Source organism: Streptomyces sp. NPDC051987 (assembly GCF_040680735.1).
GTDB lineage: Bacteria > Actinomycetota > Actinomycetes > Streptomycetales > Streptomycetaceae > Streptomyces.
Map to the genome: position 1 here is coordinate 1 of NZ_JBFAXI010000152.1, position 12,067 is coordinate 12,067.

The following is a 12,067-nucleotide window of genomic DNA, read 5'->3' on the forward strand; positions in this document are numbered from 1 at the left end:
GGGGCGGGGCGGCCGCCCCGAGCCGGGCCGCGACCCCCTTGTGGGCCCGCCCCCTTCTCGCTGCGCTGTTCGGGGTCAGGCCGTCCTGGCCGCCGCCCACGCGTGCTGTGCCGCCACGTCCGCCTTGACCTCCGCCAGCTGGACGGCGACCGCGCTGGGGGCCGTGCCGCCCCTGCCGTCGCGGGAGGCGAGGGCGCCCGGGACGTTGAGGACGGTGCGGACCTCGGGGGTCAGGTGGGCGGAGATCTTGGCGAACTGGTCGTCGGTCAGCTCGTCGAGCTCCTTGTTCTCGGCCTCCGCCGCCTTGACGCACTCGCCGGCCACCTCGTGGGCGACGCGGAAGGGTACGCCCTGCTTGACCAGCCACTCCGCGATGTCGGTGGCGAGGGAGAAGCCGGCCGGAGCCAGTTCCTCCATGCGCTCGCGGTGGACCGTGAGGGTGGCCATCATGCCGGTGAAGGCCGGGAGCAGGACCTCCAGCTGGTCGCAGGAGTCGAAGACCGGCTCCTTGTCCTCCTGGAGGTCGCGGTTGTAGGCGAGCGGGAGGGCCTTGAGGGTGGTCATCAGACCGGTCAGGTTGCCGATCAGGCGGCCGGACTTGCCGCGGGCCAGCTCCGCGATGTCGGGGTTCTTCTTCTGCGGCATGATCGACGAGCCCGTGGAGAACGCGTCGTGCAGGGTCACGAAGGAGAACTCCTTCGTGTTCCAGATGATGACCTCCTCCGCGATGCGGGAGAGGTTCACGCCGATCATCGCGGTGACGAAGGCGAACTCCGCCACGAAGTCGCGGGAGGCGGTGCCGTCGATGGAGTTGCCGACGCTGCCGCGCTCGAAACCGAGATCGGCGGCGACCGCCTCCGGGTCCAGGCCCAGCGAGGAGCCGGCCAGCGCGCCGGAGCCGTACGGGGAGACGGCTGTCCGCTCGTCCCACTGGCGCAGCCGCTCGGCGTCCCGGGACAGGGACTGGACGTGGGCCAGGACGTGGTGGGCGAAGAGCACCGGCTGGGCGTGCTGGAGGTGGGTGCGGCCGGGCATCGCCACGTCAGGGTGGGCCTCGGCGAGGCCGATCAGGGCGTCCTGGAGGTCGGCGATCAGGCCGCCGATCACCCGGGCGTGGTCCCGGAGGTACATCCGGAAGAGGGTCGCGACCTGGTCGTTGCGGGAGCGTCCGGCGCGGAGCTTGCCGCCGAGGTCGGGGCCGAGGCGCTCCAGGAGGCCGCGCTCCAGCGCGGTGTGGACGTCCTCGTCGGCGATCGTGCCCACGAAGGAGCCGTCGGCGACGTCGGCCTCCAGCTTGTCGAGGCCCGCGATCATGCGCTGGAGCTCGTCCTCGGTGAGCAGGCCCGCCTTGTGCAGCACGCGCGCGTGGGCACGCGAACCGGCGATGTCGTAGGGCGCGAGCCGCCAGTCGAAGTGGACGGACGCGGACAGTTTCGCCAGGGCCTCGGCGGGACCGTCGGCGAAACGTCCGCCCCAGAGCCGTACGTCACCGCTGTTGCTGCTCACTTGCGTTGCTCCTAGAAGAGATACGGATGTGGCACCGCCTCCCCGGCCATGAACGGGGAGGCGGTCGTCACGCTACTGCCCGGGACAGGTCACGTCGGGCTACGCCCGCTGATCACGCCGTGCGGCGATCTTCGAAGACAGGCTGTAGATGTCGATGAAGCCCTTGGCCGCGGCCTGGTCGAAGGTGTCGCCGGTGTCGTAGGTGGCGAGGTTGAAGTCGTAGAGGGAGGACTCGGAGCGGCGGCCGGTGACGACCGCGCGGCCGCCGTGCAGGGTCATCCGGATGTCTCCGGTGACGTGCTGGTTGGCCTCGGTGACGAAGCCGTCCAGGGCGCGCTTGAGCGGCGAGAACCACTGGCCGTCGTAGACGAGTTCACCCCAGCGCTGCTCCACCTGTCGCTTGTAGCGGGCGAGTTCGCGCTCGACGGTGACGTTCTCCAGCTCCTGGTGGGCGGTGATGAGCGCGATCGCGCCCGGCGCCTCGTACACCTCGCGGGACTTGATGCCGACCAGGCGGTCCTCGACCAGGTCGATCCTGCCGACGCCCTGGGCGCCGGCGCGCTCGTTGAGCTCCTGGATCGCCTGGAGGACGGTGACCTGCCTGCCGTCGACGGCGACCGGGGCGCCCGCCTCGAAGGAGATGACCACCTCGTCGGCCTCGCGCGGGGTGGCCGGGTTCTGGGTGTACTCGTAGATGTCCTCGATGGGGCCGTTCCAGATGTCTTCGAGGAAGCCGGTCTCGACGGCGCGGCCGAAGACGTTCTGGTCGATGGAGTAGGGGGACTTCCTGGTGGTCGCGATCGGGAGGTTCCTCGCCTCGCAGAAGGCGATGGCCCTGTCGCGGGTCATCGCGTAGTCGCGGACCGGGGCGATGCAGGTCAGGTCGGGGGCGAGGGCGACGATGCCGGCCTCGAAGCGGACCTGGTCGTTGCCCTTGCCGGTGCAGCCGTGGGCGACCGTGGTGGCGCCGTGCTTGCGGGCGGCGGCGACCAGGTGCCGGACGATCGCGGGCCGGGAGAGGGCGGAGACCAGCGGGTAGCGGTCCATGTAGAGGGCGTTCGCCCTGATCGCCGGGAGGCAGTACTCCTCGGCGAACTCGTCGCGGGCGTCGGCGACCTCGGCCTCGACCGCACCGCAGGCGAGGGCCCGCTTGCGGATGACGTCCAGGTTCTCGCCGCCCTGGCCGACGTCCACCGCGACGGCGATGACCTCGGCGTTCGTCTCCTCGGCGATCCAGCCGATGGCGACGGAGGTGTCCAGCCCGCCGGAGTAGGCGAGTACGACGCGCTCGGTCATGGTCCCTCCTCCCGTACGTCCTCTTGCTATGCATGATTATGCAGAGCTCTGCATGATTCGTCAATCGGGCCAAGGGTCCAGCGGTTCGCCGGACTGATGTGAAAAAGGTTTGAACAAACGAAACCGCTTACCCGTACCCATCCCTGAACGCTGGCGCCGCGTTTGTAAACCCACCTCTGACCCAAGTGAGGCATCCGCATGTCCAGGGCTCTTCCGAAGTACAACAAGCGTCGTGTCGCGCTCATCGGCGGTGCCGCCGCCGTGGCCCTGTCCGGCGCGGTCATCGCCGGTTCGGCCCTCGCCGGTACGCCCGACCAGAGCAGCGGCACGAGCAACGCGCGCACCTTCGCCGCCTCCCCCGGCACCATCACCTGCCCGGACGTCGCCTCCAAGCTCCCGGCGATCCCCGCCTCCGCGAAGGCCGAGGTCGACAGAAACCTCACGCTCCTGCAGACGCAGATCCAGGAGGCGAACAAGCGGCTGGTCGACACGGTGGGCCAGGGCGGGCCCAACTTCGTGAACAACGCGATCCTCGGTCCCCTCAAGGACAAGCGCGTGGCGACCATCAACCGGATCGCGACCGCCATCGGCCGTACGGCCGCCAAGCCGACCGGCCTGGACTCGCTGGCGCCCTGCGCCCTGAACGCGGGCGGGGCCGCCACGAACACGGGCAGCGGCACGGCGAAGGGGACCGGCGCCGCCAAACCGGGCACGGCCGCGAGCCAGCAGCAGTCGACGGGCAGCAGCGGCAGCAAGGCCAACAGCGCGGTGGGCACGATCAGCTGCCCGGACGTCGCCTCCAAGCTCCCGGCGGTCCCCGCGTCCGCGCAGGCCGAGGTCACCCGCAACCTCACCCTGCTCCAGACCCAGATCCAGGAGGCCAACAACCGGCTCCAGACCACGGTCGGCCAGGGCGGCCCCAACTTCGTGCAGAACGCGATCCTCGGCCCGCTGGCCGACAAGCGGAAGTCGACCATCGACCGCATCGCCATCGCGATCGGCCGGACGTCGGCCAAGCCCACCGGCCTCGACTCCCTGGCCGCCTGCACGCTCACCAAGTGACGTGACAGGCAGCTGCGGCCGCCCCGTGTTCAGCGCCGGCCGGGGCGGCCGCAGTGGGTCCTGTCCGGATCCCGGAATCCCTCAGCCGTGCGCAGCAGGTGCGCCGATACTCTCCAGACATGGGAAAGACCTATGAGCGCATCGACGGCAGGCTCCGCACGTTCATCGAGGCACAGCCCCTGTTCTTCACCGCCACCGCCCCGCTCGCGGGCGACGGCACGGTCAACCTCTCCCCCAAGGGCCTCCGGGGCTCCTTCGCCGTACTCGACGAACTGACCCTGGCCTACCTGGACTTCGCCGGCTCCAACGCCGAGACCATCGCCCATCTGCGGGAGAACGGCCGCATCACCCTGATGTGGTGCGCGTTCCAGGGCCCGCCGAACATCGTGCGGGTGCACGGCCGCGGCGAGGCGGTCTTCCGGGACGACCCGCGCTTCCCGGAACTCCTCACCCGTTTCCCGGACATCGACCCGACCCGGCACGGCCTGCGCGCGATCATCGTCGTGCACGCCGAACTCGTCCGGGACAGCTGCGGTTACGCGGTCCCCCACATGGCGTACGAGGCCGACCGCGAGCTGCACGGGAAGCGCTTCGCGCGGGAGGACGACGCCTCGCTGAGCGCGTACTTCGAGAAGAAGGAACACATCGCGGTGAGCCTGGACGGCCTCCCCGGGCTGCCCTTGCCGCTGCCTCCGTCGGGTTCCCCGCGCCCCTAAGCATCTCCGCTGGTCGCGAGTTCGACCGTGAACGTCGTCGCACCGGGGTGGCTGGTCAAGGTCACCGTCCCCCCGTGCGCCTCCACCACAGCCGCCACGATCGACAGGCCCAGACCCGCTCCGCCGCCGGGGGCGTCCGCGCGGCGGCGGTGTTCGGCTCGGGTGAAGCGTTCGAAGACGCCGGGCTGGATGTCCTTCGGGACGCCGGGGCCGTCGTCGTGCACCCGGAGGACCGCCGTCCGCCCCTCCGTCTCCAGCGTCACCGTCACCTTCGTGCCGGCCGGTGTGTGCAGACGCGCGTTGGCCAGCAGGTTGGCCAGCACCTGGTGCAGGCGGTGGGTGTCGCCGGTCACCGTGACCGGCCGCTCCGGGAGGTCCAGGGTCCAGCGGTGGTCGGGACCCGCGGCGCGGGCGTCCGTGACGGCGTCCAGGACCAGGTGGGTGAGGTCGACCGGGTGGCTCTCCAGGGGGCGGCCGGCGTCGAGGCGGGCCAGCAGGAGGAGGTCGTCGACCATCTCGCCCATGCGGGAGGACTCGGCGGCGATGCGCTCCAGGGCGCGGGTGATCTCGGGCGGCAGCGGGCCCGGGTGGAACAGGGCCAGTTCCGCGTGGCCGCGGACCGAGGCGACCGGGGTGCGCAGCTCGTGGCTGGCGTCCGCCGCGAAGGTGCGCAGGCGTTCCTCGCTCGCGTGGCGTTTGCTGAGCGCGTCCTCGACGTGGCCCAGCATGCGGTTGAAGGCGGTGGCCATCCGGCCCACCTCGCTGCGCGGGTCGGACTCGGGGGCGCGGGACGGCAGCGCCACCTCGCCGCTGGCCAGCGGCAGCTCGCTGACCCGGGTGGCCGTGTCCGCGACGCGGCTCAGCGGGCGCAGGGACCAGCGGACCCAGAGGGCGCCGGCCACCCCGGCCGAGGCGAGGGCCACGCCGAACACGGCGGCGGCGACCAGCTCCAGGCGCTGCACGGTGGCCCGTACCGGTTCCAGAGGCAGGCCGATGACCAGGACGTCGCCGTCGCGGCCGGGCCAGGCCAGCAGCCGGTAGCAGCCGATCGAGGCGAGGTGGACCGTGTGGCCGCGGCCGTCCACCGGCAGCTCGGCGAGGGCCGCGCGGTCCCGGGCCGTGAGAGTGACGGTCAGGTCCGGATCGGCGCCGGAGGGCACCAGGGCCACATTCGTGACCTGGCCCTTCACCAGGCGGACGCCCAAGGTGCCGGCCGCCTGGCGGCGGGTGTCGGCACGCTCGTCGCCGTCCCGGTCGCTGGGCTTGTAGTTCCCGTGCTCCAGGGACTGCGGGAAGCTCGGACCCGTCTGCTGGAGCTGCTGGTCCAGGCGCCCGGTGAGGAAGCCGTCCAGTTCCACCACGGCCGCGACGCCCACCGCCGCGCAGCTCACCGCGAGCAGCACGACCAGGCCCGCGGTGAGGCGGGCGCGGAGAGTGCGGGGGCGGGGCAGGCGGCGGAGCAGGTGCCGGAGCCGTCGGGCCAGGGTCATGTGGTCACCGGTTTGAGGACGTAACCGGCGCCGCGAACCGTGTGGATCATCGGCTCGCGGCCCGCGTCCACCTTCTTGCGCAGGTAGGAGATGTACAGCTCGACGACATGGGCCCGGCCGCCGAAGTCGTACGACCACACCCGGTCCAGTATCTGCGCCTTGCTGAGGACGCGGCGCGGGTTGCGCATCAGGAAGCGGAGGAGCTCGAACTCGGTCGGGGAGAGCTCGATCAGCTCGCCGGCCCGGCTCACCTCGCGGGCCTCCTCGTCCATGCTCAGGTCGCCGACGACCAGCCGGGGGCCGTCGTCCTCCTGCTGGCGGGCCATGCCGGCCCGGCGCAGCAGGCCGCGCAGCCGGGCGACCACCTCCTCCAGGCTGAAGGGCTTGGTGACGTAGTCGTCGCCGCCCGCGGTGATGCCGGCGATACGGTCCTCCACGGCGTCCCGGGCGGTGAGAAAGAGCACACAGACGTCCGGCTTGACCTGGTGCAGCGAGCGGAGCACGGCGAAGCCGTCGGTGTCCGGGAGCATCACGTCCAGGACCACCGCGTCCGGCATCAGCTCGCGGGCCGCGGTCAGCGCACCCGCGCCGTCGTCGGCCGCGCGGACCTCCCAGCCCTCGTAGCGCAGGGCACCGGTGAGGACCTCCGCGAGGTCGGGGTCGTCGTCGACGACGAGGACGCGGAGCGGGGTGCCGTCAGGGCGGGTGAGGGCGGGGCGGCCGGAGCGGGTCGTGTTCATCGCGTCTACCAGCATCCCTCCTCCCGACCGGAACGGGCCGCCCCGGCTGCTCTGAGTTTCCTCTGAGCCGGCTAAGCCGGTGCCCGTTCAGAGGGTGCTCAGAGGTTCGGGTTGCACAGTGGCGGCCTGACCGGAGAAAGGACACGACTCATGACGACCGTGGACGAACGGCGTACGGCGCCCGCCGTGCCCGCGACCACGCGCCGCTCCCCCGCGGGTGCCGTGCTCGCCCTGCTCTGGGCCGGTGCCGCGGCCGTGGTTCTGCTGTGGTGGTCGGACACCGGTTCCGTCGTGGGCGCGGCGGGCTGGCTGACCGGGGCCGGGCGGATCGCCGGCCTGCTGTGCGGATACTCCTGCGCGGTGCTCGTCGGCCTGATGGCCCGGGTGCCGCTGCTGGAGGTGCGCGTCGGCTCGGACCGGGTCGCCCGCTGGCACGCGATGGCCGGCCGGTACACGGTCTGCCTGCTGGTCGCGCACGTGGTGCTGATCCTCGCCGGGTACGCGGCCCAGGACCACGCCTCCCTCGTCCACGAGACGCTGACCGTCGTCCTGGACTACCCCGACATGCTCAAGGCGACGGCCGGGACGGTGATCCTCTTCGCCGTCGGCATCACCTCGATGCGCGCGGCGCGGCGCCGCACCAGCTACGAGTTCTGGTACTACGTGCACCTGCTCACCTACGCGGCCGTCTTCCTCGCCTTCTTCCACCAGCTGACACTGGGCAACGACTTCAACGGCAAGCCGGTCGCCACCGCCTTCTGGTACACGCTGTACCTCGGGGTCGCCGCCCTGGTGGTGTGGTTCCGGATCCTGGCGCCCGTGCGGCTCAACCTGCGGCACCGGCTGCGCGTGCACTCGGTGCAGAAGGAGGCGCCGGGCGTGTACTCGGTCGTCGTCGAGGGCCGGCGGATCGGGGAGCTGGGCGCGCAGGCCGGGCAGTTCTTCCGCTGGCGGTTCTTCGGCGGCGACGGCATGGGCCGGACGTCGACCCCGTACTCCCTGTCGGCGCCGCCGCGCGGCGACCTGCTGCGGATCACCGTCAAGGCGCTCGGCGACCACAGCACGGCGGTGGCGCTGCTGCGGCCGGGCACGCGGGTGTGGGCGGAGGGCCCGTACGGCGCCCTCACCGCGGACCGGGCCACCAGTCACCGGAGCCTGCTCATCGCGGCCGGCGTCGGCATCACCCCGCTGCGGGCGCTCTTCGAGACGCTGCCCGGCCAGGTCACGCTGCTCTACCGGGCCAGGACCGCGGAGGACCTGGCGCTGGGCGGCGAGCTGGAGGCGATCGCGCGCTGGCGCGGCGGCCAGGTGCTCTACGCCCTCAACGGCCCGCACGGCGAACGCCCGGCCCTCACCGCGCAGTCGCTGCGGGCGACCTTCCCGGGCCTCGGCGGTTACGACGTGTACATCTGCGGTCCGCACGGCTTCGCCCAGGAGCTGTACGGAGCGCTGCGCGCGGCCGGGGTGCCCGACCGCCGTATCCACCACGAGTCCTTCGAGCTGTGAGGCCCCTGTCGTGCACGCACTGAACAAGAACCGTCCCCTGCGTCGCGTCATGCTGGCGAGCGCCGCGACCGTCTCCGGGATCGTGATGCTGCTGGCGCTGAAGCCGCACACCGCCCCGACGGTGATCGCCGACTCGGCGGTCCCCGCCCCGTCGGCGAGCGCGAGCGCCTCACCCGGCACGACCGGCGGCTCAGGCAAGTCCGGCGACTCTGACGATTCTGGCAGCTCCAGCGGCTCCAAGGGTTCCAGCGGCTCCGGCAAGTCCGGGAGCAGCAGCGGTACCAAGACCGTCACGGGGGACACCGTGCAGACCCGCTGGGGCCCCGTCCAGGTGAAGGTGACCGTCAAGAACGGCAGGATCACCGACGTCACGGCGGTGCAGTATCCGTCGGACAACCCCCGGGACCAGCAGATCAACAGCTACGCCCTCCCGCAGCTGCGCAGCGAGGCGCTGGCGGCGCAGAGCGCGCAGATCGACACGGTCTCCGGGGCCACCTACACCAGCCAGGGTTACCAGCAGTCACTCCAGTCGGCACTGGACTCCGCGGGGCTCTGAACACTCGGGCAGTACGGCACGTATCTGTGGGCCAAGGGTCAATTCCCTACGGAGGAACCGTGACCACCACACTCGCAGGCGGACGTGCCGCCCGCCGACAGACGATGCGCCGCATCCGCCCGCGCCGCTCACCGGCCGTACCGCTGCTGCTCGCCGTGTGGGCGGGTGCGGCGGCCGTACTCTGGCTGTGGTGGCAGAACACCCCCTCCATCGCCGACCAGAACGGCAAGATCCTCAACGCGGGCCGGATCACCGGCCTGCTGGCCGGCTATCTGATGGCCCTCGTGGTGCTGCAGATGGCCCGGGTGCCCGCGCTGGAGCGGCGGGTCGGCTCCGACCGCGTCGCCCGCTGGCACGCGATGAGCGGCCGCTACACGCTCTGCCTGGTCTTCGCGCACGTCTTCCTCATCATGTGGGGCTACGCGCTGCAGGCCGGCAAGACGCTGAACGACATCGTCCAGCAGACCATCGACTCCGTGAACCAGCTCCCCGACATGGGCAAGGCCGCCATCGGGACCGGCCTGTTCGTCGTCATCGGCCTGACCTCGATCGGCCCGGTGCGGCGCAGGATGCCGTACGACACGTGGTACCACGTGCACCTGCTGACGTACGCGGCGGTGTTCCTGACCTTCTGGCACCAGATCACCACCGGCAACGACTTCGCCCTCACCCCGATGGCCAAGACCTTCTGGTACGGGCTGTACGGCGCGGTGACGGCGCTGGTGGTCTGGTACCGGATCCTCACCCCGATCCGGCTCAACCTCCGGCATCGCATGCGCGTCGAGGCGGTCATCGAGGAGACGCCGGGCATCGTGTCGGTGCTGATCGGCGGGCGCAAGCTGCACCGGATGGGCGCGGAGGCCGGCCAGTTCTTCCGCTGGCGTTTCATGGCCCCCGGGATGCGGTTCAGCTCGCACCCCTACTCGCTGTCGGCGGCCCCGCGCCCCGACATGCTGCGGATCACCGTCAAGGCGATCGGCGACCACAGCGCGCGGCTGCGCGAACTGCGGCCCGGGACCAGGGTGTGGGCCGAAGGGCCGTACGGGGCGATGACCGCGTCCCGGCGCAGCCGCGGCAAGGTCCTGCTGGTGGCGGGCGGCGTCGGGATCACGCCCATGCGGGCGCTGTTCGAGACGCTGCCCGGCGCCGCGGGCGACCTGACCCTGCTCTACCGGGCCAACACCACCCAGGACCTGGCCCTCTGGGACGAGCTGGCCAAGATCGCCAAGGAGCGCGGGGCCCGGCTGATGTACGCGGTCAACAGCCCGGAGGGCGAGCGGCCGGACATCTCCGCGGAGAACCTCCAGCGGAAGATCCCGGACATCGTCGACCACGACGTCTTCATGTGCGGCCCGCCCGGGTTCGCGCAGGGCGTGTACGAAGCACTGCGCGGCGCGGGGGTCCCCGCCCGCCGCATCCATCACGAGTCGTTCGAGATGTGAGCGACGGGACCACACGGGAATCCAGGGAATCGGGAGTTCGTAAGCGATGAGGAAGACTCACCCCATCAGGCGTGTGGTGCTGGCCACCGCGGCGACCGTGTCCGGCGTCGTGCTGCTGCTGTCACTGAAGCCGTCGTCGGACCCGGCGGCCGCGTCGGCGGCCGGCGCGGCTCCGTCGGCCGCGGCGGCCGGGCAGGAGTCGCCGCAGGGCGGCACGGGGGCCGCCGGCACCACGACGGTGGACGGGGCCGCGACGCAGACGCAGTACGGGGTCGTCCAGGTCCGGCTGACCGTCGCGAACGGCAAGATCACCCAGGCCCAGGCGATCCAGGCGCCCAAGGGCGGCACCAGCGACCAGAAGACCGCGCTGTCGGTGCCGCAGCTCAACAAGGAGACGGTGGCCGCGCAGAGCGCGAACATCGACTCGGTCTCCGGGGCGACGTACACGAGCACCGGCTACAAGCAGTCGCTGCAGTCGGCGCTGGACAAGCTGAAGCAGGCGAGCGCGTCCTCCTCGGGCACGTCGGGGTCGTCGGGGTCGTCCTCGTCGGGGTCCGCGCAGGCGCAGGCCAAGACGGTGACCGGGCAGGTCGCGCAGACCCCGTACGGGCCGGTCCAGGTCCGGGTCACCGTCTCCGGCGGGAAGATCACCAAGGCGGAGGCGGTGCAGGCGCCCAAGGGCGGCACCAGCGACCAGAAGACGGCGCTCTCCGTCCCGAAGCTCAACCAGGAGGCGGTGGCGGCCGGGAGCGCGAACATCGACTCCGTCTCCGGGGCCACCTACACCAGCACCGGCTACAAGCAGTCCCTGCAGTCGGCGCTGGACCAGGCCGGTGGCTGAGGCGGTGGCCGAGTCCGCGGAGGCTCCCGCCGCGGTGCGTCACGCGGAGGAGGTCATGGGGACCGTCTTCTCCTTCGACGTCCGCGGCGGGGATCCGGACGCCGTACGGGCGGCCCTCGACGAGGCGGTCGCCGGACTGCACCGGGTCGACCAGGTGTTCAGCACGTACCGCGAGGACAGCCAGGTGTCCCGGCTGGCGCGGGAGGAGCTCGGCGTCGCCGACTGCGATCCCGAGGTGGCCGAGGTGCTGGAGCTGGCGGCCGAGGCGGAGCGGGTCAGCGACGGCTGGTTCAGCACCCGCTACCGGGGGCGGCTCGACCCCACCGGGATCGTCAAGGGCTGGTCGGTGGAGCGGGCGGCGCGGGCGCTGCGGCGGGTGGCCGGGGTGAGCGGGGTGAGCGTGAACGGCGGCGGTGACGTCCAGATGTCCGGCACGCCCGAGCCGACGCGGTCCTGGCGGGTGGGGATCGCCGATCCGCTGCGGCCCGGTGGGCTGGCGGCGGTGATCACGGCGGCGGGCGTCGACGAGCTGGCGGTGGCGACGTCGGGGACGGCGGAGCGGGGCGCCCACATCGTCGACCCGCGGACCGGGAAGTCGGCGGTGACGGATCTGGTGGCGGTGACGGTGGTGGGGCCGCGGCTGACGTGGGTGGACTGCTGGGCCACGGCGGCGTTCGCGATGGGGTCGCGGGCCGGGTTGGCGTGGCTGGAGTCGCTGCCGGACGTGGAAGGGCTGCTGATCACCGCGGGCGACGAGGTGCGGTGCACCGGGGGGCTGGCGACGCGGCTGGGGTGAGGCCGGTGGGACGCTCACCGGCGCTTGCAGGCCAACTCCCCCCGGCCTTCGGCCGGGGGGACCCCCAGCGGGCACCCGTGCCGCCCCAGCGGCACGACTGCCCGCGGCTGGGAGCG

General features: G+C 72.0%; 11 protein-coding genes. 7 read left to right on the plus strand and 4 right to left on the minus strand.

Going from position 1 to position 12,067, the window contains the following annotated elements:
* Positions 1-75: 75 nt before the first annotated feature.
* Together argH and AB0M11_RS39750 are read right to left on the minus strand one after the other, a co-directional pair.
* Complete coding sequence (argH, locus tag AB0M11_RS39745) at positions 76-1,506, minus strand: argininosuccinate lyase (protein WP_365713562.1); 1,431 nt, start codon at positions 1,504-1,506, stop codon at positions 76-78.
* A 99-nt stretch (positions 1,507-1,605) separates the two neighbouring features.
* Positions 1,606-2,802, minus strand: a complete 1,197-nt coding sequence (locus AB0M11_RS39750) for an argininosuccinate synthase (RefSeq protein ID WP_365713564.1) — start codon at positions 2,800-2,802, stop codon at positions 1,606-1,608.
* 198 nt (positions 2,803-3,000) lie between these two features.
* On the opposite strand from AB0M11_RS39750, the gene AB0M11_RS39755 reads away from it, so the two are divergent.
* On the plus strand, positions 3,001-3,864 hold the full coding sequence (locus AB0M11_RS39755) for a hypothetical protein (RefSeq protein ID WP_365713566.1): 864 nt from the start codon (positions 3,001-3,003) through the stop codon (positions 3,862-3,864).
* A gap of 119 nt (positions 3,865-3,983) precedes the next feature.
* Entirely contained in the window at positions 3,984-4,580 is a 597-nt protein-coding gene (locus tag AB0M11_RS39760) for a pyridoxamine 5'-phosphate oxidase family protein (protein ID WP_365713568.1), read from the plus strand.
* Here the strand turns inward: AB0M11_RS39760 and AB0M11_RS39765 are convergent.
* Positions 4,577-6,070 (minus strand): HAMP domain-containing sensor histidine kinase, encoded by a 1,494-nt coding sequence (locus tag AB0M11_RS39765; protein WP_365713570.1) that lies wholly within the window; start codon positions 6,068-6,070, stop codon positions 4,577-4,579. The genes AB0M11_RS39760 and AB0M11_RS39765 overlap by 4 nt on opposite strands.
* Positions 6,067-6,810 (minus strand): response regulator transcription factor, encoded by a 744-nt coding sequence (locus tag AB0M11_RS39770; RefSeq protein ID WP_365713581.1) that lies wholly within the window; start codon positions 6,808-6,810, stop codon positions 6,067-6,069. Before AB0M11_RS39770 ends, AB0M11_RS39765 begins: the two co-directional genes overlap by 4 nt.
* Before the next feature lie 150 nt (positions 6,811-6,960).
* On the opposite strand from AB0M11_RS39770, the gene AB0M11_RS39775 reads away from it, so the two are divergent.
* The 5 genes from AB0M11_RS39775 to AB0M11_RS39795 are packed head-to-tail and all read left to right on the plus strand — an operon-like array spanning position 6,961 to position 11,951.
* The gene (locus AB0M11_RS39775; protein WP_365713572.1) at positions 6,961-8,316 is read left to right on the plus strand and encodes a ferredoxin reductase family protein; all 1,356 of its coding nucleotides are present in this window, start codon (positions 6,961-6,963) and stop codon (positions 8,314-8,316) included.
* Between the two features lie 10 nt (positions 8,317-8,326).
* The gene (locus tag AB0M11_RS39780; protein WP_365713574.1) at positions 8,327-8,872 is read left to right on the plus strand and encodes an FMN-binding protein; all 546 of its coding nucleotides are present in this window, start codon (positions 8,327-8,329) and stop codon (positions 8,870-8,872) included.
* A gap of 59 nt (positions 8,873-8,931) precedes the next feature.
* Positions 8,932-10,314, plus strand: coding sequence for a ferredoxin reductase family protein (locus tag AB0M11_RS39785; RefSeq protein WP_351958845.1), 1,383 nt, complete (start codon positions 8,932-8,934; stop codon positions 10,312-10,314).
* A gap of 46 nt (positions 10,315-10,360) precedes the next feature.
* On the plus strand, positions 10,361-11,155 hold the full coding sequence (locus tag AB0M11_RS39790; protein WP_365713577.1) for an FMN-binding protein: 795 nt from the start codon (positions 10,361-10,363) through the stop codon (positions 11,153-11,155).
* The gene (locus tag AB0M11_RS39795) at positions 11,148-11,951 is read left to right on the plus strand and encodes an FAD:protein FMN transferase (RefSeq protein WP_365713579.1); all 804 of its coding nucleotides are present in this window, start codon (positions 11,148-11,150) and stop codon (positions 11,949-11,951) included. Before AB0M11_RS39790 ends, AB0M11_RS39795 begins: the two co-directional genes overlap by 8 nt.
* Positions 11,952-12,067 lie beyond the last annotated feature (116 nt).